25 protein-coding genes are annotated in these 26,368 nt (G+C 65.7%); 11 read left to right on the top strand and 14 right to left on the bottom strand.

Features of this window, described 5'->3' with window-relative positions; genetic code table 11:
- Position 1 precedes the first annotated feature (1 nt).
- Genes prsR through E4L98_RS21180 form a run of 3 tightly spaced genes read right to left on the bottom strand, consistent with a single transcriptional unit; the run spans position 2 to position 4,889 of the window.
- Complete coding sequence (gene prsR, locus E4L98_RS21190) at positions 2-1,363, bottom strand: PEP-CTERM-box response regulator transcription factor (protein WP_135203529.1); 1,362 nt, start codon at positions 1,361-1,363, stop codon at positions 2-4.
- A gap of 16 nt (positions 1,364-1,379) precedes the next feature.
- Complete coding sequence (prsK, locus tag E4L98_RS21185) at positions 1,380-3,440, bottom strand: XrtA/PEP-CTERM system histidine kinase PrsK (RefSeq protein WP_135203528.1); 2,061 nt, start codon at positions 3,438-3,440, stop codon at positions 1,380-1,382.
- A 45-nt stretch (positions 3,441-3,485) separates the two neighbouring features.
- On the bottom strand, positions 3,486-4,889 hold the full coding sequence (locus E4L98_RS21180; RefSeq protein ID WP_135203527.1) for a TIGR03013 family XrtA/PEP-CTERM system glycosyltransferase: 1,404 nt from the start codon (positions 4,887-4,889) through the stop codon (positions 3,486-3,488).
- Positions 4,890-5,470: 581 nt separating this feature from the next.
- Here E4L98_RS21180 and E4L98_RS21175 point away from each other — a divergent pair.
- Together E4L98_RS21175 and E4L98_RS21170 are read left to right on the top strand one after the other, a co-directional pair.
- Entirely contained in the window at positions 5,471-7,018 is a 1,548-nt protein-coding gene (locus E4L98_RS21175; RefSeq protein WP_135203526.1) for an MBOAT family O-acyltransferase, read from the top strand.
- The gene (locus E4L98_RS21170) at positions 7,019-8,236 is read left to right on the top strand and encodes a hypothetical protein (RefSeq protein WP_135203525.1); all 1,218 of its coding nucleotides are present in this window, start codon (positions 7,019-7,021) and stop codon (positions 8,234-8,236) included.
- Here E4L98_RS21170 and E4L98_RS21165 read toward each other — a convergent pair.
- From E4L98_RS21165 to E4L98_RS21155, 3 genes are read right to left on the bottom strand one after another with little or no spacing between them, the layout of a single operon-like run.
- Positions 8,160-8,825, bottom strand: a complete 666-nt coding sequence (locus E4L98_RS21165; protein ID WP_135203524.1) for a GNAT family N-acetyltransferase — start codon at positions 8,823-8,825, stop codon at positions 8,160-8,162. The two genes, E4L98_RS21170 and E4L98_RS21165, sit on opposite strands and share 77 nt — an antisense overlap.
- Complete coding sequence (locus E4L98_RS21160; protein WP_135203523.1) at positions 8,822-9,919, bottom strand: acyltransferase family protein; 1,098 nt, start codon at positions 9,917-9,919, stop codon at positions 8,822-8,824. Before E4L98_RS21160 ends, E4L98_RS21165 begins: the two co-directional genes overlap by 4 nt.
- Positions 9,916-11,055, bottom strand: coding sequence for a GNAT family N-acetyltransferase (locus tag E4L98_RS21155; RefSeq protein WP_135203522.1), 1,140 nt, complete (start codon positions 11,053-11,055; stop codon positions 9,916-9,918). The genes E4L98_RS21160 and E4L98_RS21155 overlap by 4 nt, the downstream gene beginning before the upstream one ends.
- A 185-nt stretch (positions 11,056-11,240) precedes the next feature.
- Between E4L98_RS21155 and E4L98_RS21150 the strand changes: the two genes are divergently transcribed.
- The gene (locus E4L98_RS21150) at positions 11,241-12,287 is read left to right on the top strand and encodes a polysaccharide deacetylase family protein (protein ID WP_135203521.1); all 1,047 of its coding nucleotides are present in this window, start codon (positions 11,241-11,243) and stop codon (positions 12,285-12,287) included.
- 9 nt (positions 12,288-12,296) lie between these two features.
- Here E4L98_RS21150 and E4L98_RS21145 read toward each other — a convergent pair whose 3' ends face one another.
- A complete protein-coding gene (locus E4L98_RS21145) occupies positions 12,297-13,328 on the bottom strand; it encodes an NAD-dependent epimerase/dehydratase family protein (protein WP_135203520.1) in 1,032 nt (343 codons plus the stop codon).
- A gap of 15 nt (positions 13,329-13,343) precedes the next feature.
- The gene (locus E4L98_RS21140; protein WP_135203519.1) at positions 13,344-14,633 is read right to left on the bottom strand and encodes a nucleotide sugar dehydrogenase; all 1,290 of its coding nucleotides are present in this window, start codon (positions 14,631-14,633) and stop codon (positions 13,344-13,346) included.
- A gap of 182 nt (positions 14,634-14,815) precedes the next feature.
- Here E4L98_RS21140 and wecB point away from each other — a divergent pair, with 182 nt between their 5' ends.
- Entirely contained in the window at positions 14,816-15,973 is a 1,158-nt protein-coding gene (gene wecB / locus E4L98_RS21135; protein WP_135203518.1) for a non-hydrolyzing UDP-N-acetylglucosamine 2-epimerase, read from the top strand.
- Positions 15,974-15,989: 16 nt separating this feature from the next.
- Positions 15,990-16,244 carry a hypothetical protein gene (locus tag E4L98_RS21130; RefSeq protein ID WP_135203517.1) on the top strand — a complete coding sequence of 85 codons (255 nt, stop codon included), beginning with the start codon at positions 15,990-15,992 and terminating at the stop codon, positions 16,242-16,244.
- On the opposite strand, the gene E4L98_RS21125 is transcribed toward E4L98_RS21130, so the two are convergent.
- The gene (locus tag E4L98_RS21125) at positions 16,241-17,938 is read right to left on the bottom strand and encodes a response regulator (protein ID WP_135203516.1); all 1,698 of its coding nucleotides are present in this window, start codon (positions 17,936-17,938) and stop codon (positions 16,241-16,243) included. The genes E4L98_RS21130 and E4L98_RS21125 overlap by 4 nt on opposite strands.
- Positions 17,939-18,029: 91 nt before the next feature.
- Between E4L98_RS21125 and E4L98_RS21120 the strand changes: the two genes are divergently transcribed.
- On the top strand, positions 18,030-18,242 hold the full coding sequence (locus E4L98_RS21120; protein WP_135203515.1) for a ParD-like family protein: 213 nt from the start codon (positions 18,030-18,032) through the stop codon (positions 18,240-18,242).
- Complete coding sequence (map, locus tag E4L98_RS21115) at positions 18,239-19,006, top strand: type I methionyl aminopeptidase (protein ID WP_135203514.1); 768 nt, start codon at positions 18,239-18,241, stop codon at positions 19,004-19,006. Before E4L98_RS21120 ends, map begins: the two co-directional genes overlap by 4 nt.
- Positions 19,007-19,012: 6 nt before the next feature.
- On the opposite strand, the gene E4L98_RS21110 is transcribed toward map, so the two are convergent.
- Complete coding sequence (locus tag E4L98_RS21110; RefSeq protein ID WP_135203513.1) at positions 19,013-19,915, bottom strand: LysR family transcriptional regulator; 903 nt, start codon at positions 19,913-19,915, stop codon at positions 19,013-19,015.
- 96 nt (positions 19,916-20,011) lie between these two features.
- On the opposite strand from E4L98_RS21110, the gene hmgA reads away from it, so the two are divergent.
- Entirely contained in the window at positions 20,012-21,304 is a 1,293-nt protein-coding gene (gene hmgA / locus E4L98_RS21105) for a homogentisate 1,2-dioxygenase (protein ID WP_135203512.1), read from the top strand.
- Complete coding sequence (gene fahA, locus E4L98_RS21100; RefSeq protein WP_135203511.1) at positions 21,301-22,611, top strand: fumarylacetoacetase; 1,311 nt, start codon at positions 21,301-21,303, stop codon at positions 22,609-22,611. Before hmgA ends, fahA begins: the two co-directional genes overlap by 4 nt.
- Positions 22,612-22,648: 37 nt before the next feature.
- On the opposite strand, the gene E4L98_RS21095 is transcribed toward fahA, so the two are convergent.
- The 3 genes from E4L98_RS21095 to E4L98_RS21085 all read right to left on the bottom strand — a co-directional run bounded on the left by E4L98_RS21095 (position 22,649) and on the right by E4L98_RS21085 (position 23,630).
- Entirely contained in the window at positions 22,649-22,903 is a 255-nt protein-coding gene (locus tag E4L98_RS21095; protein ID WP_135203510.1) for a hypothetical protein, read from the bottom strand.
- An 18-nt stretch (positions 22,904-22,921) separates the two neighbouring features.
- Complete coding sequence (locus E4L98_RS21090; RefSeq protein WP_135203509.1) at positions 22,922-23,200, bottom strand: hypothetical protein; 279 nt, start codon at positions 23,198-23,200, stop codon at positions 22,922-22,924.
- Between the two features lie 112 nt (positions 23,201-23,312).
- Positions 23,313-23,630, bottom strand: coding sequence for a HigA family addiction module antitoxin (locus E4L98_RS21085; RefSeq protein WP_371857266.1), 318 nt, complete (start codon positions 23,628-23,630; stop codon positions 23,313-23,315).
- A gap of 174 nt (positions 23,631-23,804) precedes the next feature.
- Between E4L98_RS21085 and E4L98_RS21080 the strand changes: the two genes are divergently transcribed.
- Both E4L98_RS21080 and E4L98_RS21075 read left to right on the top strand, forming a co-directional pair.
- The gene (locus tag E4L98_RS21080; RefSeq protein WP_135203508.1) at positions 23,805-24,221 is read left to right on the top strand and encodes a Plug domain-containing protein; all 417 of its coding nucleotides are present in this window, start codon (positions 23,805-23,807) and stop codon (positions 24,219-24,221) included.
- A complete protein-coding gene (locus E4L98_RS21075; protein WP_135203507.1) occupies positions 24,179-25,804 on the top strand; it encodes a TonB-dependent receptor in 1,626 nt (541 codons plus the stop codon). The genes E4L98_RS21080 and E4L98_RS21075 overlap by 43 nt, the downstream gene beginning before the upstream one ends.
- A 6-nt stretch (positions 25,805-25,810) precedes the next feature.
- Here the strand turns inward: E4L98_RS21075 and E4L98_RS21070 are convergent, their stop codons facing one another.
- On the bottom strand, positions 25,811-26,353 hold the full coding sequence (locus E4L98_RS21070; RefSeq protein WP_135203506.1) for a heme-degrading domain-containing protein: 543 nt from the start codon (positions 26,351-26,353) through the stop codon (positions 25,811-25,813).
- Positions 26,354-26,368 lie beyond the last annotated feature (15 nt).

Here is a 26,368-nt window from a genome sequence, read left to right as displayed (position 1 = left end):
ATCAGTCAGCCGGTTTTAACGCGTGCCGCGCCATCAGGTCGTACAGGGTCGGGCGGCTGATGCCCAGCAGTTCGGCGGCGCGCACGATGTTGCCTTCGACCCGCGCCAGCGCCTTGACGATGGCCTTGCACTCGGCATCGTCGCGCACCTGGCGCAGATTGAACGGTTCCTCCGGCAAGCCGTCGGTAGCCAGGCCCAGGTCTTCCGCCACGATCTGGTTGGCGTCAGCCATGATCACCGCGCGCTTGATGCAGTTTTCCATTTCGCGCACATTGCCCGGCCACGGATGGGCCTCGATCAGCGCCAGCGCATCCTGGCTGAACTGCAGCGGCGGCCGGTTTTCCTGGGCGCAGAATTTGTTCTTGAAGTGGTGCGCCAGCAGCGCCGCATCGCCTACGCGCTGGCGCAGTGGCGGGATGTTGATGACGATCTCGGACAGCCGGTAATACAAGTCCTCGCGGAAGCGGCCGCTGTTGGCCAGCTCCTTCAGATTCTGGTGCGTGGCGCAGACGATGCGCACATCGACCGGAATTTCCTCGTGGCCGCCGACCCGCTCGATCACGCGCTCCTGCAAAAAGCGCAGCAGCTTGGCCTGCAAGGCCATCGGCAGATCGCCGACCTCGTCGAGGAAGAAGGTGCCGCCGTGGGCCAGTTCGACCTTGCCCTTGGTCTGCTTGGCGGCGCCGGTGAAGGCGCCCTTTTCGTAGCCGAACAGTTCGCTTTCGAGCAGGGTGTCGGGAATCGCGGCGCAGTTGATGGCCATGAAACGCTGACCGGCGCGCGGACTGAGCTGGTGCAATGCGCGCGCCAGCACTTCCTTGCCGGTGCCGCTCTCGCCCAGCAGCATCACGGAGGCCGAGGTCGGCGCCACCTTTTCCACGCTGCGGCACAGCTTCTGCATGCCGGGATCGCGCGTCAGCAGGCCGGCCAGCGGCGATTCGCCGTGGCTCAGCTGCATGCGGCGGTTTTCCTGTTGCAAGCCATGCAGGAACAACGCGCGCTGGATCACCAGGTTCAGCACTTCCGGATCGGCCGGCTTCTGATGGAAATCGTAAGCGCCCAGCGCAATCGCCTGCAGCGCATGACGATGGTCCTGGTTGCCGGTCAGGACGATCACCTTGGTGTCCGGCGCCAGGCTGAGAATCTGTTGCAGCGTGGCCAGGCCCTCGGTGGCGCCGTCCGGATCGGGCGGCAGGCCGAGGTCGCAGGTCACCACCGCCGGCTCGTGGCGGCGCAGCTGCGCCAGCGCGGCGTCGCGGTCGCCCGCCACCACCACGTCATACGCGTCGAAACTCCAGCGCAGCTGCTTTTGCAGGCCGGGGTCATCCTCAACAATCAACAATTTCGGTTTGCTTGGGGTCACAGCTTTCCTTGGTCCGTCATGCGGCCTGATCTACGGTTTGCATCATCTGCCGGTGTAGCGGCAGTATGACGCGGAAGGTGGTGCCGGCCAGCGGCCGGCTGCTGACATCGAGCCGGCCGCCCAGCTCGTGGATGTACTGGCGGCTCTCGAACGCGCCTATGCCCATGCCGGCCGACTTGGTGGAATCGAACGGCTTGAACAGACGCTCGCGCATAAATTCCTCGCTCATGCCCTGACCGGTGTCGCTGATTTCGACCAGCACCGCGTCCGCTTCGGCATGCAGCCGGATCCGCACCTGGCCGTCTTTCGGCGTGGCTTCGATGGCGTTCTGGATCAGGTGGCCGAGCACACGTTCGAGGCGCTCGCGGTCGGCCAGCACGGTCAGCCCCGGCTCGGCGATGTCCAGTATCGGGCGCGGCTCGAACGCGGCCTTCAGCGCCACCGCCTGCTGCACCACCTGGTCGATGGCCAGCGGCAGCGGCCGTTCGGCGGCCGGCACCCGGCCCAGCTTTTGCAGCAGCAGCTTCATCTTTTGCACCGAGTAGCCGACGGTTTCCACCATGTCGCGCTGGAACTCGGGATTGTCGCGGTGCTTTTCCGCGTTCAGGCTCAGCAGCGACAGCTGCGACACCAGGTTCTTCAGGTCATGCACCACGAAGGTCGACATGCGGTTGAACGATTCGAACTGGCGCGCGAACATCAGCGCATTGGCCGCCTCCTGTTGCGCCAGGTAGCTGGCGGCCTGGCTGCCGGCGATTTTCAGCAGGTCGATCACTTCCCAGTTGAGCACGATCCTGCTGCGCGGCTGGATCAGCATCACGAAGCCGAACAGACGCCCCTGCAAAATCAGCGGCACGATCAGGCGCCCGCGCGCGAAGTGGCGCAATGATTCGGGCATCTCGACATTGCCGTACAGTTCGGGCTTGTCGGCGTATTCGGCCAGGTCGATCACCCACTGCTTGCTTTCCAGGTAGAGGCTGAACGGTGAATTGGCCGGCTCGCTGAAACTGGGCGGCGGAATGTGCCAGTGCGCGGCCGGCTCGCACAGGCCCGATTCGCGCCGTATCCACAGCGCGCCGCCGGGGCTTTCCACCAGCTCGGCCACGGCCTGGATGCTGCGCTCGCCCAGGTTCGGGCCTTCCATCGACAGCGTGCGCGTAAAGCGCAGCCATTCTTCGCGATAGTCGTAGTTATAGCTGTAAAAATGCTTGCTGATGAAAACCTTGAGCCAGGCGCGCACGGTGCCGGAAAACAGGATGCCGGCCAGCAGCGCGGTGGCGGCCGACAGGAAAGCCACCTGCATCACCATGCCCCATTCGCCGCCGAAGTAGCGCAGGTAGTAGCCTGCCGACCCCATCAGCAGCAGATACGCGGCCGAACCCAGCAGCGCGGCCGAATGGAACAGCACCCGGCGCGACACCGCGATTTCCGACGACCATGAGGCGCTGCGCGCGGCCGACACCGCAATCAGCGGCACCGTCAGCGCGTTGACCAGGCCGCGCGCGGCCCAGATCTCGGGATCCATGCCGCGGAACAGCAGCGCGTGGCTGTACAGGTAAAAATCGAACACGAACATGCCGCCGATGCCGAGGCAGGCGAACTTGATGGCCCAGCGCTCGTGCAGCGGCTTGTTGCGGTACAGTTGCTCGACCAGCAGCATGCCCAGCACCGCCAGGCCGACGCGCGTGGTGACCAGCGCCAGCAGGCCGATGGCGTCGAACGGCGGTACCCCGAGCGTATCGAGCACGAGGATGACAAGGAACAGCGCGTGCACGGCGCCCACCAGCCAGGGCAGCGGGCGCAGTCCGCGTTCGCGTTTCAGATGGCCGAGCAGCATCAGCAGAAAAGCCGACCAGGCGCCGTTACGCACGGTTTCCAGCAGCGCCAGCAGCAGCGGCTGCGCGCGGGTGCCGGCATACCAGACGCTGGCCGCGCTCCACAGCACGGTGGCGGCGCACGCCAAGGCCAGCGGCAGACCGTGGGCACGGCCGCGCCAGCTGGTCAACAGCAAGACGCACAACAGCAGGAAGGCCAGCGTGGCGATCCCATAACTCACGGCTGCGACATTGTTCAGCATGTGCACGCCTTTTCCGGCTTCAGCTCCGGCATCGACTGCGCGGCGTCATCGGCCGCCCCGGAACATCACCACTTTCAGGGTGTCGATGAGTATCAGGAAATCGAGGAACAGGCTGTTGTTCTTGACGTAGTACAGATCGTATTGCAGCTTCTGTACCGCGTCCTCCACCGAGGCGCCATAGCCGTAACGCACCTGCGCCCAGCCGGTGATGCCCGGCTTGATGCTGTGGCGTGCGTTGTAGTACGGTACCTCCTGGTTCAGCTGCTCGACGAAGTACGGCCGTTCCGGACGCGGGCCGACAAAGCTCATCTCGCCCTTGAACACGTTCAGCAGCTGCGGCAGCTCGTCGATCCGCAGCTTGCGGATGACATTGCCCACGCGGGTGATGCGCGGATCGTTGGCCTGGGCCCACTGCGGCTTGCCGGCCTGCTCGGCGGCGATGCCCATGCTGCGGAACTTCAGCACCTTGAAGGTGACGCCGTTCTTGCCCACCCGCTCCTGCTGGTAAAACACCGGACCGCCATCCTCGGCCGCCACGCACAATGCCGTCACCAGCATCAGCGGCAGGGTCAGCACCATGATCACGGCGCTGACGGTCAGGTCGAAGCCGCGCTTCATCAGGCGGCGCAGCATGCCCTGATCGAAGCCGCGGTTGAACACCAGCCAGCTGGGCTGCACCGACTCGACCCGGATCTGGCAGGTTTCGCGCTCGAAGAAATCGGAGGTATCCGTCACCTTCAGGCCGTGCAGCTTGAACTCCAGCAGTTCGCGGATCGGCAGCACGCCGCCGCGGCGGTTCTGTACCGACACCACGATCTCGCTGACGCGCAGGTTCTGCGCCAGCTGCAGCAAGGTCTGGCCGGGCGCGAGCTCGATCACGCGGTTGGCCGGCACGCACACCTCTTCGGACGCCATCGGCAAATAGCCGACCACCTTGTATTTGCGGTAGCCGCTGCCGCTCTGCGCCAGTTCGCCGCACTTGGCCGCCAGCTGGCCGGTGCCCATCACCAGGATGCGCGACTCCAGCAACGGCGATTGCGACGTGCGCAGGAAGGTGGCACGCGCCAGCACGATGCCGCCGGCGGAAAACGCGAACACCAGCGGCAGCGTGCTGCGATCGATGTACAGCGTCGGCGCCAGGAAGCAGGCCAGCATGATCAGGCAGAAGCCCATGAAGAACGATGGCAGCAGCCACAGCAGCACCGGCATGCGTTTGTCGACTTCAAAATCGAGTTGGTACATGCCCAGCGCGCTCATGCTGAACACGATGATGCCGGCAAATACCAGCGACGACGCCAGCAAGCGCGCCGGCTCCGGCAGGATCAAGGTGCCGCGATCGAAGAAGGTCAGATCGGCGCCGGCGTAGAACGCGCCGATGAGGATGAAGAACTCCAGGAACAGCAGCAAGACCACCACTTTGGACACGTAATGATTCGCAATCTTAAACATTGCAGACCCCGTTTTTTTTTCGTTGTGGCCGAGAGCACGCCGCAGGCGGCGCGCGCTCGGGAATTTTTTATGACTACCGCCGGGACTGTGGACGCCAGTCCCTCATTTCTGCCGCCATATAAGCGCGTGTGCCCCCCCGCCCTGGCGGGTACCTTCCACGGTCTGGATTATTTACCGGCAGATCGTCTGCCGCGCGGCCTTGCCCTGTGATCAGCCGGACGGCACAGTAACTCGGCAGGTCCGCCATCGGTGACGCCGGGCGAACGGGCCTGGAGTATGTCTCCTACAGGTTGCTACCACCGCAACTTCATGCACGCTGCTCATAACGGTATGTCCCTGCCAATAGAATTGTTTTTCTTTCATCTTGCAGACTCAAAAATATCTCATTACACGCCGATATGCAATGCTCTAATTTGTTGCCAATAGAACACTTTATATTCTCCACAGGGAAACCGGTAGTTGTTACTAAATTGAAATTTTTTTTCGTTGTCGAAATACTACAGCTCGCCACTAAATCCCAAACGAAAAGTTAATTGAATGCTATTCTCGGCAGGTCTCTCGACTGCATACCCGCCGCGCTCATGCTGTTCAACTCATTCCCTTTCCTGCTGGGCTACCTGCCGGTCACGCTGCTGCTGTTCTTTGCGCTGGCGCGGCGTTCGCAGGCGTGGGCGGCGGCATGGCTGGCGCTGGCGTCGCTGGTGTTTTACGGCTGGTGGGATTACCGCTATATTCCGCTGCTGCTGGCTTCGGTGGGATTTAATTATGTCTGCGGCCTGCGCTGCCGCGCCGCGCCGCAGCCGGTCCGCAAGCGTTGGCTGACGGGCGCCATCGCCGTCAATCTGCTGTTACTGGCTTATATGAAGTATGCCGACTTTTTCCTGGCCAGCGCCGCCGCGCTCAGCGGCCGACCTTTGCCGCTGCTGCATGTGGTGTTGCCGATCGGCATCTCCTTTTACACGTTTACGCAGATCGCCTTCCTGGTCGACTCCTACCAGGGCAAGGTGCGGGAAAGCCGCTTTATCCACTACCTGTTGTTCGTCACCTATTTCCCGCACCTGATCGCCGGCCCGGTGTTGCATCACAAGGAAATGATGCCGCAATTCGCCGCCCGCCGGACCTATGCCCCGCTGGCGGAAAATTTCGCGGTCGGCTCGGCCATCTTCTTGATCGGCCTGGCGAAAAAGGTGCTGTTGGCCGATAACCTGGCAGCCTACGCCTCGCCGCTGTTCGCCGCGCCGGACGCGCCCTCGCTGCTGCCGGCCTGGGGCGGCGTGCTGGCCTATGCCTTTCAGCTGTATTTCGATTTTTCCGGTTACTCGGACATGGCGATCGGCCTGTCGCGCCTGTTTGGCGTGCGCCTGCCGCTGAACTTCAATTCGCCGTACAAGGCGGCCAACATCATCGATTTCTGGCGCCGCTGGCACATGACGCTGTCCCGCTTTCTGCGCGATTACCTGTATCTGCCGCTGGGCGGCAACCGCAAGGGACCGCTGCGCCGCCATGTCAACCTGATGACCACCATGCTGCTGGGCGGGCTGTGGCATGGCGCCGGCTGGAATTTCGTAATCTGGGGCGGACTGCATGGCCTGTATCTGACGGTCAACCACGGCTGGCTGGCGCTGGCCACGCGGCTCGGCTTCCCGCTGCAGGCGCGGCTGTGGCGCTGGCTGGCCGCCGCCCTCACCTTCGTCGCCGTCTGCTACGCCTGGGTGTTTTTCCGCGCCAGCGATACCGCAACCGCGCTGGACATCGTGCGCGGCATGAGCGGCCTGCATGGCCTGGCGCTGCCGGACGCCATCGGCAACCGCCTGGGGCCGGCGCGCCTGTGGCTGGAACAGCTGGGCATGGGATTTTTTGCCGGCGGCGGCGCCCGCTTCATCGAAACCTGGAGCTGGGTGCTGCTGGCGGCGCTGCTGGCGTTCGCCTGCCCCAACACCCAGGAAATCGTCCGCCGTTTCGAGCCGGCCTTCGACTTCGTACCCGGCGCCGCGGTGGCGCACGGCGCGCTGGCGCGCCGGCTGGTGTGGCAGCCGACACGCGCGTGGGCGCTGCTGATGGGCCTGTGCGCGCTGGCCTGCCTGCTGTCGCTGAGCCGGCCGACCGACTTCCTTTATTTCCAGTTCTGAATGAGCCCGACGACCTATTTGCGCTGGAACCTGGCAACCTTGTTGCTCGGCAGCCTGCTGTGTGTGACGCTGGTGGTGCTGGTCGATCCGTACGGCCTGTACGGGTTGATCGACCGTCCCGGCTTCAACCAGGTCAAGCCGGCGCTGACGCGCTACCAGGACGAGATCAAGGTGACGCGGGCGCTGCACAGCGGCGCCACGCAACTCATCTTCGGCAATTCGCGTGCCGACATCGGCTTCGACCCGGCGACGCCGGCCATGGCGGCGCGCGGCGCCGGCTACAACCTGGCGATTCCCGGCACTGGCATCGGGGTCGCGGTGCAACAGCTGCGCTATCTGCGCGCGCACGGCGTGCGGCCGGCGACGGTGGTGGCGGGCATGGAATTTCTCGATTTCATGGACCGGCAGAGCGTGCCGCCGCCGGTCGCGGCGCACCCGGTGCAGGACTGGTCCTGGCGTGTACAGACTTTATTTTCGCTCAGCTCGGTGAAGGATGCGCTGACCACGCTGGCGATTCAACATGACGAGGAAGCCGCCACCATCAGCGCCGGCGGCTACAACCCGCTGCGCGACTACGTCAAATACGCGCGCGCGGATGGCTATTACCAGATGTTCGCCCAGCGCGCGCGCGAAAACGCCGTCAGTTTCACGCGCAAGGCCATGGACGGCCTGAACGAAGCAGAGGTGCGGCGCGAAGTCGGCGCCTTCCTCGACGCCGCCGCCGCGCCGGGCGCCGATATTCACCTGCTGATCTATCCGTATCACGCGCAGATTCTGCTGCTGATGGAGGAAACCGGCATCTGGCCCGCGTTCGAACGTTGGAAGACGCTGCTGATCGCCGCCGCCGAGCAGGCGCGGCGGCGTCACCCGGACGCCCGCATCACCCTGCACGACTTCAGCGGCTACGGCGTGTACGCCTGCGAAACCATTCCGGCGCCGGACGACCGCCGCAGCGTCACGCAATGGTACTGGGAAGGCGGCCACTTCAAGAAGGCGCTGGGCGACATCGTCCTGCGGCAGACGCTGCAGCCGCAGCCGGGACTACGGTTCGGCTATGTGCTGGACCACGCCAACGGCGAACAGAACCGCCGGCGCATCGCCGCCGAGCGCGACGCCTGCCAGCAGCGGCAGCCGCGCCTGTTCAGCGAAACGCGGCGTTTTCTGCCAGCGACTGGCCCGGCGCCCACGCCACTCGCTGGAACGCAATCAGGCGGGTGAACAGGATCAGGCTGTACAGCGTCTTGACGCGCTGGAATCCGGCCTTTTCGATGCCGCGAATCGAGGCCCGATTATCCGGCTCACACGTGATGATGACGCGGCCGAAGCCCTGCGCCGCCAGCCGCTGGCAACTCTCGCGCAGCAGGCGCGGATACAGGCCCTGGCCGCGGTGGGCCGGCATGGTCACGCAATTGCAGATGATGGGCGTGCCCGAATCCTCATGCAGGATGTGCTTGTAAAACGAGGCGAACACCACGAAGGCATAGCTGGCCACCGCGCCATGCTCGTCGGTGGCGATCCACAGCTGGCCGGTACCGCGCAGGTCGCTGACGTAATCGACATTGCCGCCCACCAGCACCGCCCGTTCCAGCGCGGCGGTGGCCTCGCTGCCGAAATTGCCGCGGTCGATCAGCGTCACCCGCGCCGACGGCGCCGGCACGGGCGCAGCGGCCGCCGGCAGCAGGCGCAAGTCCTGTTCGTACAGCACATCCGCGCGCCATTGCACGAAACGGCGCGCGACAAAATGCGTGAAACCGACCAGTCCGCGTCCGCGCAACTCGCGCGCCAGCCGCGCCATCACCTTGCTCATGATAAGGAACTCCTGTAACGCATGGCGGGACGCTGCAAGGCCCGCTCCAGCCAGGCGCGCAGCCGATGGCGTTTCTGCTCGGTCTGGCTGCCGATCAGCCACACGGTGAGCGCCACGCAGCCGATCACGGCGACATATTTGCGCGCATCGGACGGCGGCAGGCCGATCAGCGCGGTATAGAAATACAGCAGCGGCTGATGCAGGATATACAGCGAGAAGGTATAAGCAGCCAGCGCGCGCACCGGCCGCTCCAGCGCCAGCAGCGCCGGCGCCAGCCGGTCCGCGACACGGCGCACGCCGATGAAGTGCAGGAACACGCTCAGCCCCAGCAGGTAATCGCTGAGGAACCACCTGGAGTAATTCAGTTCGCGATACCAGTGCGCGCCCAGCGCCGCCCTCACCTGCGCGCTCAGCAGCTCGCTCAGGCGGCTGGCTTCGATGGCGGCGAACAGCAGCAAGGAAGCGGCCACGCAGGTCCATCCCAGCCATTCCGGCATGCGCTGCGGTGCGCGCCAGCGGTAGGCCGCCACGCCGAGCACCCACACCGGGGCCAGCAGCAGGATCTTGGGGCCGATCAGCGCACCAGCCAGGGCCATCCACAGCCAGCGCCGGCGGCCACCGAAGGCATACAGCGCAAACAGCAGGTAATAGCTGACCTCGTAATTCAGCGACCAGTAGGCGATGTTGGAGAAGCACATGATGGACACCGTCCACACTTCATTCAGGAACAGGGCGCTGGTGGCCATGCGCAGCGCCGCATGATCGTGGGTGGTGTAGCCCTCGTACACGGCGGGCGCCAGCGCCTCGCCCGCCATGTCCAGCAGCGGCGTCAGCAGGATGGCCGGAATCGCCAGCGACCAGATGCGCGACAGCCGGCTGGCCCAGTAGCTGGCCGGGCTGTTTTCGCGCGCATCGGTGGCGTAGGCGATCACATAGCCCGACAACACGAAGAACACGATCACCGCCTCGTGGCCATAGGTGGACAGCGGCAGCACGCTGGCCGACAGCAGGCGCGAGTTCGAGTGGTAGATCACCACCAGACAGGCCGCCAGGAAACGCAGCAGGTCCAGATAAATCGAGAACGCGCGGTTCATGGCGGCGTGCCGCGCAGCCAGCGTTTCAGCGCCTGCTGCAGGCCCAGGCGTTTGAGCACCCGCACCGCGCTCTCGTTTGCCCACGCCGAGCGTTCGTACAGGCTGCGCGCCAGCAGGAAGCGCCACCGACGCGGCAGCAGCACCGGATCGGCCGTCAGGCGCGACTCGTTGGCGAACAGGCGCTTGTAATCGGCATCGCCGCCGCCGAAATCGAGCACGCGCGGCCGGTCCTCCTCATACAACCGCTGCAGCAGCAGGATGTTGCAGTTGATGCCCGGCGCGGCGTCGCGGTGCTCGGGGTCGAAGCCGGTGCAGCGGTGCTCGAAGGTGCCGTCGATGCGCTGGTGGCCGACGATGAAGCACAGCGGCTGATCGCGGTGCCACAGGATGAAGGAACGGAAACGTCCCGCCGCCGCCGCGCGGCGTCCGGCGGCGATGCTGGCCTCGTCATCGTCGATGCGCTCGCCGAACATGCGGAACTGATACGTCTTGCGGTTGATCGCCCTGGCCGCGCGCAGGAACTCGGCCACCTGGCCGGGCTGGCGATATTCGCGGAATGCATATTCCCGGCCGTAGCGCTCGACAAACACTTTTTCCTTCTTGCGCAGCTGGGTGCGCTGCTTGCTGCTGCGCTGCTGGAAAAAGGCGTCATAGCTGTCGACGAAGCGGTGGTACAGATGCGTATCGGGCGCGTTGCGGGTCAACACATAACCGGCCTCGCGCGCGCGCAGCACGGCCTGGTACAGCGGACTGTCTACCTCGACATCGGACAGCACCAGCGCGCGGCCGGGCATGGCCACGCGCAAGCGCGCCAGCAGGTCCAGCGCGTCGGCCGCCGAGCCGACGCCATCCTGCGCGCCGCCGGTCAGCCGCATCGCCGGCAGGCTCTGGCGCCAGAGGACTTTCTCGCCGAGGCGCAGCGGCAGTTCCAGCGCCTGATCGCGGCACGGCGCCAGCAGCACCGCCTGTCCCGCGCGGCTGCCGACCATCACCGACAACTGGCCATCCTCGTTACACGCGGCTTCGCCCAGCAGCGCCTGCAGCAAGGGGGCGAGCGGCGCGACCGCGGCGTGGACGCGCGGCAGATCGCGCGGCAGCTGCAGGCGCTCGAACATCAGCGCGAAGTCATTGGCCATAGGGATAGATCAGCAAGGGTTGCGCCGGCGCGCCGGCCAAAATTCGGTGCTTACATGACTGTTTAGCATCATGCCCGCAGGCGCCGGACATTGTCAACTTGGTATTGAAATTACCTAGGATTTTTTGCTTGCGACAAGTGAACCAATGCTAATATTGTTGTCTTGTTTTTACTACACGGCGCGTCATGAGCATGCACGTCTGCATCACCATCGATACCGAGTACAGCATCGCCGGCGCGTTTGCCGACGCCGCGCTGCAGCCGATAGCCGATCCGGTGGTGTGGTGCGACGTCGACGGCCGCTCCGAAGGGCTGGGCTTTCTGCTGCAGTGCTTTGCGCAGCACCGGATCGAAGCCACTTTCTTTGTCGAAGCGCTGCACCGCGCCTATTTCCGCCATGACCCGATGCGCCCCATCGTCGGCCGCATCGCCGAGGCGGGCCACGAAGTGCAACTGCACGTGCATCCCTGCTGGTCGGTGTTCGAGCATGCCGACTGGCGCGAGCGCGTGCGCCGGCAGCCGCGCCAGGACGATTTCGCCGGCCGCGCCGAGGACGACTCCTTGCGCCTGATCGAACAGGGGCTGGACAGCTTCCGCGCCTGGGGCCTGCCGCGTCCGGCCGCGTTCCGCAGCGGCAGCCTGCAGCACGACGACCAGCTGTACCGTGCGCTGGCGCGCAGCGGCATCCCGTACAGCTCCAACATCGGCCTGTCGGTGTATGACAGCGGCGATCCGGACTATCGCCTGTACAGCGGCGCCCACGTGCGCCACGGCGTACTGGAATGTCCGTTGCTGACCTTCAGCGACTGGCGGCTGGGCGCGCGCCGCCACCTGAAGACGCTGACCATCGCCGGCACCAGCCTGGCCGAAACCTGCTCGCTGCTGGACATGGCCGAACGCGCCGGCATCCCGCTGGTGGTGATCCTGACCCATCCGTTCGAATATGTGCAGAGCCGCGACCTGGGGCGGGCGCCGGCGCGCCGTCACCGCCTCAACCAGCAGCGGCTGACCTCGCTGTGCGCCTATCTGGACCGCAACCGCGACCGTTTCACGCCCAGCGGCCTGGCGCGCGCCGCGCCGTCCGGCCTGAAGCAGCCGCCGGACAACCTGCTGCTGCAAGGCACGCTGGGGCAGAGCATACGCCGCATGGCCGCGCAGGTCGCCTACGACAAATACGGCCAACTGGCCCTCGCCGCCCACCGATTCGGGCTCGTGTCCGAATATCGGCTCTGACCCCGACCTTTATTGCGGCAGGTGGGCGACGTACCAGTCCATGGCTTCGCGCAGGCCGTCCTGGATGGCATGGGTGGGCGCATAGCCAAGCAGGGTTTGCGCCTTGCTGATGTCGGCCTGCGAGTGGCGGATGTCGCCGGCGCGGAAGCCGCGGTACTGCGGCTGGTGCGCCGCCACGTGCGGATAGCGGTCCCGCAGCTGTTCGCGCATCATCTGGTACAGCCGCGTCAGCGTGGTGCGGTCGCCCAGCGCAACGTTGTAAATCTGGTTGAGCGCCGCCTCGTCCTGCACCGTGGCGGCCAGCAGGTTGACCTGCACGACGTTGTCGATGAAGCAGAAGTCGCGCGTGGTCTCGCCGTCGCCATTGATGTACAGCTCCCGGTTGCCGATCAGCGCCGCCACCCATTGCGGAATCACCGCCGCATACGCGCCGAACGGGTCTTGCCGGCGGCCGAAGACGTTGAAGTAGCGCAGGCCGATCGACTGCATGTTGTAGCAACGCGCGAACACGTCGGCATACAGTTCGTTGCAGTATTTGGTGACCGCGTACGGCGACAGCGGCCGGCCGATCTGGTCTTCCACCTTGGGCAGGCCCGGGTGGTCGCCGTAGGTCGAGCTGGAAGCCGCATACACGAAGCGCGCCACCCGGGCGTCGCGCGCGGCCATCAGCATGTTGAGGAAACCGGTCATGTTGGTGTTGTGCGTGGTCAGCGGATCGGCCACCGAGCGCGGCACCGAGCCGATGGCGGCCTGGTGCAGCACGTAGTCGATGCCGGCGCACGCCCGGGCGCAGGTGGCCGGCTGGCAGATGTCGCCTTCGATGAACTCGAAATTGGCCCACAGCGCCGGCCCGACCAGCTCGCGCACCTGGTCCAGGTTGTGCTGGAAGCCGGTGGCGAAATTGTCCAGGCCGCGCACCTGCTGGCCCAGCCGCAGCAGCGCCTCCACCAGGTTGGAACCGATGAAACCGGCCGCGCCGGTGACCAGCCAGCGCCGCGGGGCGGCGCGCAGCTGCGCTTTTACTTGTTCAAACTTAGTCACACCATCAACCTCGGGTTACAGGCGCCAGACGCGGAATCCAGCCTCGCGCAGCACCGCCGCGTTGTATTGGGATTTGATATCGATGAAGCAGCCGCCAGGCTTCAGCTTGGACTGTACCGCATCCAGGCCCAGCGTGGTGAGCTCGCGGTGGGCGACGGCCAGCACAATGCCGTCCGCTTGCGGCAGATCATCCCAGCTGTCCAGCGTGACACCATATTCGTGCTCGGCCTCGGCGCTGTCGGCCACCGGGTCGTGCACGTGCACGTCGATGCCGTAGCTGCGCAGTTCGCTGACGACGTCGGCCACCTTGGAGTTGCGCAAGTCCGGGCAGTTTTCCTTGAAGGTCAGGCCCAGCACGTTGACCTTGGCGCCCTTGACGTGGCAGTCGCGCGCGATCAGTTCCTTGACGGTTTTCTCGGCGACGAACTTGGCCATGTTGTCGTTGATGCGGCGCCCGGCCAGGATCACCTGCGGATGGTAGCCCAGCATGTCGGCCTTGTAGGTCAGGTAGTAGGGGTCGACGCCGATGCAGTGGCCGCCCACCAGGCCGGGACGGAACGGCAGGAAGTTCCACTTGGTGCCGGCCGCCTGCAGCACTTCCAGCGTGTCGATGCCCATCTTGTCGAAGATGATCGACAGCTCGTTCATCAGCGCGATATTCAGGTCGCGCTGGGTGTTTTCGATCACCTTGGCCGCTTCCGCCACCTTGATGCTGGAGGCTTGCACCACGCCGGCCTTGACCACGGTGCGGTACAGCTCGGCCACGGCCTCGGTGGTGGCGGCGTCGTCGCCCGAGACCACTTTCACGATGCTGGTCAGCGTGTGTTCCTTGTCGCCGGGATTGATGCGCTCCGGCGAGTAGCCGACGTGGAAATCGTCCTTCCAGCGCAGGCCCGAATGGCGCTCCAGCACCGGGATGCAGACTTCCTCGGTGGCGCCCGGATAGACGGTGGATTCGTAGACGACGATGGCGCCGCGCTTCATGTGCTGGCCGACGCTGGTGCTGGCGCCGATCAGCGGGCCGAAGTCCGGGTTGTGCGCCAGGTCGACCGGGGTCGGCACCGCCACCACGATGTAATCGGCCTGCGCCAGCACCCCCGGATCGGTGCTGACTTCCAGGTGGCGCGCGGCCCGCAGCTGCTCGGGACTGAGCTCGCCGGTCGGATCGACGCCGCCGCGATACGCCTCGATTTTGCTCTCGGACAGGTCGAAACCCAGCGTCCTGACATATTTGCCAAATTCGACCGCAAGCGGCATGCCCACATAGCCCAACCCCACTACCGCAACGACAGTATCGGTACGCATGGTAATCCCCTAGAATTAGAATTGCTATTATTGCAACCATACCGCTAATCAGATGCTGCCGCAATCCCCCGCATCTAAAATAATTGTTTCGTTGTTTGATTGATACATGTGTTGTGAATAATGCCAGTTCCCGAAATACGTGGCAATATGTAAATCCTCGTCGACTCGATAGCGGAATCCGTATGACCCAGCCTGTTACCGCGCCGCCCTACCGCATCCTGTGCGTGGTCGGCGCCCGACCCAATTTCATGAAGATGGCGCCGATCCTGGCCGCGTTCGGCAAGCGGCCGGCGCTGCATGCGCAGCTGGTCCATACCGGCCAGCACTACGACGTCGCCATGAACGAACAGTATTTCGCATCGCTGGGCCTGCCGCGGCCCGACCTCAACCTCGAAGTCGGCTCCGGCAGCCACGCGGTGCAGACCGCGCAGGTGATGCTGCGCTTCGAGAGCGCGCTGGCCGACCTGGCGCCGCACGCGGTGCTGGTGGTGGGCGACGTCAACTCGACCCTGGCCTGCGCGCTGGTGGCGCGCAAGCAGGGCATTCCGGTGATCCACGTCGAAGCCGGCCTGCGCAGCTTCGACCGCGCCATGCCGGAGGAAATCAACCGCGTGCTAACCGATCAGCTGTCGGACCTGCTGTTCACCACCGAACCCGATGGCGCGGCCAACCTGGCGCGCGAGGGCGTCGACGCGCGGCGCGTGCATTTCGTCGGCAACGTCATGATCGATACCCTGCGCGCCAACCTGGAGCGGGCGATCGCGCCGCGCACCATCGCCGCCGACGCCGGCCGCGCCGGCTTTGTCGACAGCGCCGCCGACGGCTACGCGCTGCTGACGCTGCACCGGCCGTCGAATGTCGACCAGCCGGAAACGCTGGACCGCCTGCTGCGCACGGTCGGCGCGATCAGCGAGCAGACGCCGGTGATGTTCCCGGTGCACCCGCGCACGCTGGCCACCATCGAGCGCTTTGGCCTGCGCGACCTGATCGCGCGGCCGGCCATCCTGCCGCTGCCGCCCATGGGCTATCTGGAAATGCTGGGGCTGATGCGCGATGCGCGCGTGGTGCTGACCGATTCCGGCGGCATCCAGGAGGAAACCACCGCGCTGGGCGTGCCCTGCATCACGCTGCGCGACAACACCGAACGGCCGATCACCATCAGCGAAGGCACCAATGTATTGGCAGGCAATGATCCTGCGGCTATCATGGCCGCATATCAGGCGGTCCTGCGCGACGGCGGCAAGTCGGGGCGCATACCGGCCTACTGGGACGGCGCGGCATCGGAACGCATCGCCGACATACTGCTGGCCTGGCTACAGCGAGGCTGCCAACCGGACTGACCCATCGGACTGCCCCATGTTTGTGACCGACCTGCCGCCCAAAAAAGATCCGGAACTGCGCGCGCGCCGTTCGCGCCCGCAGCAGACCATGGCCATGGTCGTCGATCTCGGCATCGAACTGATCAACGCCGAGGGGCGCTACGTCGCCGCCAAGTTCATGGAAGACGCCGGCGTACCGCTGCGCGTGATCGCGCGCGTGATCGCCGAACCGGAACTGCGGCGCGGCGCCGGCAGCCCCTGGAAGAAAACCCTGGACACGACGCGCCGCTAGAGCGCCGACGGACCGTCGCCGCCGGCCATCTCACGCACGCGGCGCGCCAGCACATTGGCATCGAAAGGCTTGGTCAACACCTGCATGCCGCGCGCCAGGTGGCCGTGATTGAGCACGGCATTTTCCGCATACCCGGTAACGAACAGCACCGGCAGCTCGGGCCGCAGCGCGCGCACGGCATCGGCCAGCTGCCTGCCGTTCATGCCGGCCGGCAGGCCGACGTCGGTCAGCAGCAGGTCGATGTCGGCGTGGGCGGCCACTTGGCGCAAGGCGGCCGCGCCGTCGGCGGCGTCGATCACCTCGTAGCCCAGTTCCTCCAGCACCTCGGCCGTCATCATGCGCACCAGCGCTTCGTCGTCCACCACCAGGATTTTCTTGCGCGATACGGCCGCCGGCACCTCGACCGCCGGCGCCGCGGCCTGCTCCGGGCTGTCGTCCACGGCCGCATGGCGCGGCAGATACAGGCTGACGGTGGTGCCCCGGCCCGGCGCCGAGTCGATGCGCGCGGCGCCGCCGGACTGGCCGGCAAAGCCATACACCATCGACAGACCGAGCCCGGTGCCCTGGCCGGCCGGCTTGGTGGTGAAAAAGGGATCGAAGGCGCGCGCCATCACCTCGGCAGGCATGCCGACGCCGGTGTCGCTGACCGCCAGCGACACGTACTCGCCGGCCGCTACCGCCAACGCCGCCGCCGCGCGCTCATCCAGCGTCTGGTTGGCGGTGGCGATCCGCAGGCGGCCGCCGTCGGGCATGGCGTCGCGCGCGTTCAGGCACAGGTTCAACAGCGCGTTTTCCAATTGGCCGATGTCGACGAAGGTATGCCACAGACCGCTGCAGGCCTGCGGCTCGACCGCGATGGCCGGGCCGACGCTGCGGCAGATCAGCTCCTCCATGCCGGCCACCACGCGGTCCAGGCGCGCCGGCTTCGGGTCCAGCGTCTGCCGCCGCGAAAACGCCAGCAAGCGCTGCGTCAGCGCCGCCGCGCGGCGCACGGCCGCCTGCGCGCCGCTGACATGGCGGTCGAGATCGGCCAGACGGCCCTGCGACAGCCGCACGTGCATCAGCTCCAGGCTGACACTGATGCCGGCCAGGATGTTGTTGAAATCATGCGCCAGGCCGCCGGTCAGCTGGCCCACCGCTTCCATCTTGTGCGCCTGGCGCAGCGCGGCCTGCGCTTCGACCAGTTCGGCGGTGCGCTCCTCCACGCGCTGCTCCAGCGTTTCGGTCAGGAACTGCACGCGCTGCACATAATCGCGCAATTCCGCCTCGGTCTTCTTGCGCGCGGTGATGTCGCGGAACAGCACCGACACCTGACGCATCGCCGCCGGTCCCACGCGCCGCGCCGACACTTCGATATAACGCCCGGCCGCGACGAATTCCTGCTCGAAACGCGCCGGTTCGCCGGTCAGCAGCACCTTGCCGTAGAGGTCGAGCCAGACTTGCGCGTTGTCGGGCTCGATCTCGCGCAAGCGTTTGCCGATGATGCCGCCGATGCCGGTGTGACGCTCATAGCCGGTGTTGGCCTCCACATGCACATAATCGCTGAGCGGACCGTGCGGACCATCGATGAACTCGATGATGCAAAAGCCGTCGTCGATCGCTTCGAACAGCGCCTGTCGCTGGGCGCTGCCGTGCCGCAATTGCTCTTCGAGCGCCGCGCGGCTGAATACTGCCAGATTGGATTCCAAGATCATGCCCTGAGTCGCAAAACATCAATCTAACATTATTTGCACTCGCGCACGGCACGTGTATATAATCCGCATATGGATCATATACGGAGTATACATGGGCATCGTCAACATAGATGAAGATCTGCACGACCAGATACGCAAGGCCAGCGCGGTGTCATGCCGTTCGATCAACGCGCAGGCCGCCTTCTGGATCAAGATCGGCATGCTGTGCGAAGTCAATCCCACCATGAGTTTCAACGACATCGTCGCCCGCGAACTGCGCGCGGCCGGGGTGCTGGAGCAAGCCGTGAGGGTGGCCGCGACATGACCAAGCGCCCCGAAGAAATCGCCCTGATGGCCGAATCCGGCCGCCTGCTGGCCGGGGTGTTCGCGCATCTCGACGGTCTGAACCTGATCGGCATGTCGACCATGCAGGTCAACGACATGGTGGACCGCCTGATCGTCGACCAGCTGCAGGCGCGGCCGGCCAGCAAGGGCCAGTACGGCTATGCCTATGCGCTGAATGCCTCGCGCAACCATGTGGTGTGCCACGGCGTGCCCTCCGCCGATGACATCCTGCATAGCGGCGACATCGTCAACTTCGACATCACGCTGGAGAAGAACGGCTACATCGCCGATTCCAGCAAGACCTATCTGGTCGGCGAGGTGGCGGCGCCGGCCAGGCGCCTGGTGCAGACCACCTATGAGGCGATGTGGAAAGGCATCCGCGCGGTGCGTCCCGGCGCCCGGCTGGGCGACGTCGGCCACGCCATCGAGCGCCACGCGCGCCGGCACGGCTATTCGGTGGTGCGCGACTACTGCGGCCATGGCATCGGCCGCGAAATGCATGAGCCACCGCAGGTGCTACATTGGGGCAAGCCACAGACCGGCCTGCTGCTGCGCGAAGGCATGGTGTTCACCATCGAGCCCATGCTCAACCAGGGCCGCCACGCGGTGCATACCGAGGACGACGGCTGGACCGTGGTCACCAGCGACGGCCAGCTGTCGGCGCAATTCGAACACACCGTGGCGGTGACCCGCAGCGGCTTCCGCGTGCTGACCTTGCGCGCCGACGAAAGACTGCCGCACTGATCACCCTCATTCTGCAAACAGTTCCACCAGCAGCTGGCGCAGCCAGCGCCCGCCCTCGTCCTGATGATAGCGCCGGTGCCAGAACATATTGGTCTGCAACGGCGGCAGCGCCAGCGGCGTGTCGGCGTAACGCAGCCGGAACGGTGCGGCGGCGCCTTCGGCCAGCTTTTGCGGCACCGTCGCCACCAGGTCGGTGCTGCCGAGGATGTAGGGCACGGCGGCGAAATGCGGCACGCTGAACGCGCGTTCCAGGTCGACGCCGGCCGCCGCCAGCGCGGCGTTGATGCCGTTGTAGGGACTGTCCATCGCCGTCACCACCAAGTGGCGCGCGGCCGCCAGCCGTTCGCGCGTCAACTGCCCCTCGGCCAGCGCGTGGCCGGCGCGGAATACGCTGACGTACGGCTGACGGAACAGGCGGCGCTGGAACCAGGCGCCCGGCGCATCTTCGAACGCGCCCAGCGCCAGGTCGATGCGACCGGCCTCCATCTCGGCGCGCAGATCGACCGTGCCCAGCCGCACGGTGGCGATTTCCACCTGCGGCGCCAAGGCCGCGCAGCGCGCCACCAGGCGCGGCATGAAATACATTTCCCCGACATCGGTCATGGCCAGCGTGAAGCGGCGGCAGGTGGCGCCCGGCTGGAACGCCTGCGGCGGACGAAAAGCCTGCTCCAGCTGCGCCAGCGCGGCGGCGACCGGCTCGGCCATGTTTTCCGCGAACGGTGTCGGCTGCATGCCCTCGGCCGTGCGCACGAACAAATCATCGCCAGTGCTCAGGCGCAGCCGCGCCAGCGCATTGCTGACCGCCGACTGCGTCAGGCGCAGGCGCCGGGCGGCGGCCGAGATCTGGCGCTCGCGAAAAATCTCGCGGAACACCAGCAGCAAATTCAGGTCGAGGTCGCGCAGCTCCATTATTCACACTATAAATAGTCTCAATTTTTGCATTTATATCGCAAATTCAATGGGACTGCACTACATTCACGGCTAGACGAACCACAAGGAGACAGCGTGAACGCCACGTTTGAACATCCCGGCTACCAGTCGGGCTTCGGCAACGAGTTCGCCACCGAAGCGCTGCCCGGCGCCCTGCCCGCCCATCAAAATTCGCCGCAGCGCGCGCCGTACGGGCTGTACGCCGAGCAATTGTCCGGCACCGCCTTCACCGCGCCACGCGGCCACAACCGCCGCAGCTGGCTGTACCGCATCCGGCCCTCGGCCATGCATGAGCCGTTCCGCCAGATCGGCAACGGCCGCATGCTCAGCCGCTTCGACGAAGTGGTCGCCACGCCCAACCAGTTGCGCTGGGATCCGCTGCCACTGCCGGAGGCGCCTACCGATTTCCTCGACGGCTGGGTCACCATGGCCGGCAACGCCGGCCTGGCCATCCACCTGTACGCCGCCAACCGCGATATGCAGGACCGCTATTTCTACGATGCCGACGGCGAATTGCTGATCGTCCCGCAACAGGGCCGGCTGCGCATCGCCACCGAACTGGGCGTGATCGAACTGGCGCCGCAGGAAATCGCCGTGGTGCCGCGCGGCATGCGTTTTCAGGTCAGCCTGCCCGACGGCAGCGCGCGCGGCTACATCTGCGAGAACTTCGGCGCCCTGCTGCGCCTGCCGGACCTGGGACCGCTTGGTTCCAACGGCCTGGCCAATCCGCGCGATTTCCTGACGCCGCGCGCATCCTACGAGGACCGCGAAGGCGATTTCGAACTGGTGGCCAAGTTCCGCGGCAATCTGTGGAGCGCCCGCATCGGCCACTCGCCGCTGGACGTGGTGGCCTGGCACGGCAATTACGCGCCGTACAAGTACGACCTGCGCCACTTCAACACCATCGGCTCGATCAGCTACGACCATCCCGACCCGTCGATCTTCCTGGTGCTGCACGCGCCGTCCGACACGCCGGGCGTGGATACGCTGGACTTCGTGATCTTCCCGCCGCGCTGGCTGGCGGCCGAGCACACCTTCCGTCCGCCGTGGTTCCACCGCAACATCGCCAGCGAGTTCATGGGCCTGATCGAGGGCCAGTACGATGCCAAGTCGGCCGGTTTCCGTCCGGGCGGCGCCAGCCTGCACAACTGCATGAGCGGTCACGGGCCGGATTCGCCGACGTTCGAGAAAGCCAGCGCGATCGACACCAGCACGCCGCACAAGGTCGACAACACCATGGCCTTCATGTTCGAAAGCATGGACGTCATCCTGCCGACCGCGCAGGCGCTGGCCGCGCCCGAGCTGCAACCTGACTATTACCAATGCTGGCAGGGGTTCCAAAAACACTTCACCGGACACCAGGCATGAACATGCAACTGAACGAAACCCATGACCCGGCGCTGCGCAGCTGGGTGGCGTCGGCCAATACGGCCGGCACCGATTTCCCGATCCAGAATCTGCCGTTCTGCGTGTTCCGCCGCGCCGGCAGCGATGAAGCCTACCGGGGCGGCGTCGCCATCGGCGACCAGATCGTCGACCTGGGTCGGCTTGGCAGTGCGCTGTCCGGCGTAAGCGCCGAAGCGCGGTCTGCCGCCGCGCTGGCCGCGCAGCCGACGCTGAACGCGCTGATGGACGCCGGCCCGGCCGCCTGGTCGGCACTGCGGCTCGCCTTGTCGCACCTGCTGCGCGGCGATGCCGCGCCGCGACCGGAATTGCTGGTGGCGCAGGCCGCCGCCGAATACGCGCTGCCGGCACAGATCGGCGACTACACCGATTTCTACACCTCGATCCACCATGCGACGGCGGTCGGCAAGCTGTTCCGGCCAGACAATCCGCTGCTGCCGAACTACAAATGGGTGCCGATCGGCTACCACGGCCGCTCGTCAACCATCGGCGTTTCCGGCCAACGCTTCCACCGTCCGCGCGGCCAGACGCGCGGCGCCAGCGAGACCGAACCGGTGTTCGGCCCCAGCAAGCGGCTCGACTATGAAATGGAAGTGGGTATCTTCGTCGGCGGCGGCAATGCCGGCGGTGCGCCGATCGCGGCGGCCGACGCTGAACGTCACGTGTTCGGCCTGTGCCTGCTCAACGACTGGTCGGCGCGCGACCTGCAGGCGTGGGAATATCAGCCGCTGGGACCGTTCCTGGCGAAAAACTTCGCCACCACCATCTCGCCCTGGATCGTCACGCTGGAAGCCTTGGCGCCCTACCGCGCGCCATGGACCCGCGACGCCGCCGATCCGCAGCCGCTGCCCTATCTGGACTATCCGGCGTTGCGCGACAGCGGCGGCTTCGATGTCGAACTCGAGGTGCTGTTGCAGACGGCAGCCATGCGCAACGCCGGCATGGCGCCGGTGCGCATCTCGCTGTCGAATTTCCGCCATTCCTACTGGACGGTGGCGCAGCTGATGGCGCACCACACCGTCAACGGCTGCGTACTGCGCGCCGGCGACCTGCTGGGCTCGGGCACGCAGTCCGGACCGGACGCGGCGGAGGCCGGCTCGCTGCTGGAACTCAGCGGCGGCGGCAAGCAGCCGCTGACGCTGCCCAATGGCGAACAGCGCGTCTTCCTCGAAGATGGCGACACCATCGAAATGCGCGGCTGGGCCAGTCGCGACGGCCGGCCGCGCATCGGCTTCGGCGCGGTCAGCGGCACGGTGTTGGCGCCGCGCTGAGGGGCGGCGAGGAGACGCAGCCGGCCGGGTCGGGCGCTCAGCCCGCTTTGGCCGGCGCGGCGCGCAACTCTTCCAGGATGCGCATGCCCGCCCGCTCTGCCGCCTGCTCGGCAGCCGCCTCACTGGCCAGGATGACGTCGGCAGCCACGCGCTGGCGAGGATAGAGGTTAGTCAGATGCATCGGATTGTCTGACACGCCGAAGATGGCCACGTAGGCACCCCACTGGTCGCAACCGGGCAGCGGTTCGCCAGTGAACTCGATCTCGTAACCATCGACAAATTTGGTCGGCACATCAGCCTCCGGCACGCGTCATGCGTCCCCGGTGCGCCGCAACTGCGGCTTCCACAGCACCCGCGCGATGGTGCGCAGCGAGACCTTGGCCTCCATCAGAAAGTCGATCGCCGCCAGATGTCCCCGCGTCTGCTGCACGCGCAGACCGTCTTCGATCACCCGCGCCAGCCTGGCATCGGGCCGCGCCACCAGGCGCAACGCCCGCGGACGGTATGCCGGCGGCGCGACCGGCGCGGACACCGTGCGCGGTCCACCATGGATGAAGCCCACCACCCGTCCCCGATTATCGTGTTCCATGAACATTCCTTCGCAAGTCCATATGGCGCCAGCTTACGGGATCAGCCCCTGCCAGTATGTACGCCAGCGCACATGAAGTTCGTGGGTTCATGCGCTGGAAGCCCTGAGCGCATCATGGTTCAGCGACCTTTTCCGCCGGTGACCATGGGCGTATGCCATCAAGAACATCGGATAACCGAGCTTTTGCCATCCGGGCGTCATAATCCAACTGCAGCCCAATCCAAAATTCGTCCGACTGGCCGAAAAACCGGGACAGCCGGAGCCCCGTGTCCACCGTCACACCGCGTGTGCCCGCGACAATCTCCCCAATTCTCCGTTGTGACACTGCGATTCCCTTCGCAAGGCGATATTGAGTAATTCCGAGAGGTTTCAGGAACTCTTCCAAAAGAATCTCTCCGGGGTGCGGATAAGGAACCTCATGCATATCCATGACTCTCATTCAGTGATAATCGACAATCTCGACTTCCGTGGCGCCGACTGTGCTCCATCCCGTATCCGAACATGCGAATGAGAGAATTGGCATGACCGATAACAACGCTGATCGTTACTAGCCACAACCTTAGACCAGCCGGCCAGATCGGTATTGCCGCCGACATCATATTCATTGCACAATATTGAAATGCGCTCATCGTCCCCAATTCGCCCGGCAATCCTGCTCGCCTGTTCGCTGGTCGTGGCCGGGGCGCGGGCGCAGACGTATGCGCCGGACTATTTCGTGCAGTTTCAGGCGGCGACCGCGATGGAGATGGTGTCGCGCCTGCCCGGTTTCGTGTTTGAAGGCGGCAATCCGGGACGCGGGGCGGCCGGCAACGTACTCATCAACGGCAAGCGGCCGGCCGCCAAGACCGACCCGCTGGCCGATATGCTGGCACGCGTTCCCGCCGCGGCCGTGGAGCGCATCGACATGATCAGCGGCGGCGCCGGCGGTATCGACATGCAGGGCTATACGCGACGGTGGCCAATGTGGTGCTCAAGCCGATGGATCTGGTCTCCGCCAGCGGCACCGCGTCCAGCTACCTGACGGCCGATGGCCTGCAGCCGGCGCTGGAGGGCAATTACAGCCTGAAGCGCGGCGACAAAAGCATCAACCTGGCCGTCGCCTGGAAGCGCTCGCCCGATACCGGCCAGGGACACGGTCACCGCGCCACCGTCTACGCCAATGCCGCGCCGGCCGCCGATGTCGCGGTAGAAGGGGCGGGCCTCAGCGACAACAAGGCGCTCAAACTGAATCTCGGCCAGGATGTGCTGGACGGCCAACTGACCTGGAACGGCGCCTACAATCCCTGGTCCTACCAGTCGCAGGCCCGCTACGATGGCGATACCCATACCGTCAGCAGCAACGATAACGCCGGCCGCACGCTGGAACAGGGCCTGGCCTATACCCGCGACCTGGCGCCAGGCGCCAGCATCGACCTGCGCGCACTCTACCGGACCGCCGAGACGAACGCCGACGCGGCTGCCGTCACCGCCGGCGTGACTTCGCACGCGCTGACGGCGACCAGCGCCAGCGAACAGGTGCTGGCGGGCGAACTGACCTGGCAGGCGCTGGACGGCGTGGTGCTGCGCGGCGGCATCGAGCGCGCCGTCAACACCAACGACAACAGCAACAGCTATCAACCGGACGCGCAAAGCCCGGCCACGCCCGGCACCGGCGCCTGGGTGCAGGAAGCGCGGCTGGAAGGACAACTGTCCTCGGCCTGGCAAGTCGATCAGACGCTCAGCGCCGAGGCGGGACTGAAAATCTCCCACGCCAGCCTCAGCACGGGCGCCGGCCCGGCCGACGGCAAGGCCTCTCTCTACCCCAAGCCGCGCCTGCGCCTGTCGTTGTCGCCATCGACCTCGCTGCAGCTGCGGCTGCGCATGGAGCGCGAAATCAGCCAGCTGAATTTCGGCGACGCGGCCGGCTATTTCGCCGTCGCCGACAAGGCACTGCGCGCCGAGTACCCGGAACTGGTACCGGCCAAGACCTGGCTGTGCGAAGGAACGGTCGAGTACCGTTTCCTGGAACGCGGCGCGGCGATGCTGAGCTACACCCAATCGCACATCCGTGACGTCATCGACCGCATGCCGATGCGCTCGGCCACCACCACGGCCGACGTCGCCGGCAATATCGGCGACGCCAGCGCGGACAGCGTCACCGGCATGCTGAACCTGCCCACCGACAGCTGGTTGCTGCCGCAGGGACTGCTCAAGCTCAGCACCACCTGGCGGTCGTCGTCGGTCACCGATCCCGCCACGCAGGCCACGCGCCAACTGTCCGGCGAGCAGGCGCTGGCCTGGCGCGTCGAGTTCTCCCAGGACTTGCCGCAGCAGCGCACCGCCTGGGGCTTTTCGGTGGACAACGGCTGGTACAACGACAGCTGGCAGACCGCCGAGCGCGACACCAGCAGCGGCAGTGGCTGGGCGCGGGCCTTCGTCAATTACCGGCCGGCGTCGAACCTGACGGTGACGCTGGAGCTGAACAATCTGGCCGCGCGCACCGTCATCTATGACCGCAGTCACTACGCCGGCGGCGACCGGCTGGCGGGCGTGGTCGATTTTGCCGAACACAACATCACCCGCACCCAGCCGTTCGCCATGCTGCGCGTGCGCCGCGACTGGTAAGCGGCGTTACAGCTCGCCGTCCACCTTCAGATAGGCTTTCAGCGTGGCCACCACCAGCGCGTGATCGTCCGGGCCGGGCAAGCCCGTCACGGTGATGGTGCCGATGCGGCCCTGTCCCTTGACCACGATAGGGAACGAGCCGCCATGTGCCGCATAGTCGCGCGCGTCGAGACCGGGAATCACATTGAAGTCGCCGCCGCTGTTCTTGATTTCATTATGGGTGTAAAACGAACTGTGGCCGGTGGTGTTGACCAGGTTGCTCTTGCGGCGTATCCAGTTGGCGTTGTCGGCATTGGTGCCTTGCATGCCGTAATAGAACAGCATCAGGCCGTCGCGCGTGACATTGACCGCCACCGTCTTGTGGCCGGCGCGCGCCAATTCGATCGCCTTCAGGCCCAGCGCCAGTGCGGTGTCGTTGTCGAAGCTGTCGAACTGCAGCACCTGTTCCTGGTGCAGCAGCGTCGACAGCTCGACGCGCGGTTCCTCGGCGTGCGCGCCACCACCCAGCAACAGCAGGATGGCGAACGGGATGGATAAGCATTTCTTCATGGTGTCCCCTCTGGT

Source organism: Duganella callida, from assembly GCF_004614165.1.
In the GTDB taxonomy this organism is placed as follows: domain Bacteria; phylum Pseudomonadota; class Gammaproteobacteria; order Burkholderiales; family Burkholderiaceae_D; genus Rugamonas; species Rugamonas callida.
The sequence above is the reverse complement of the archived record's forward strand: the minus strand, read 5'-3'. Positions and strand labels throughout refer to the sequence as shown.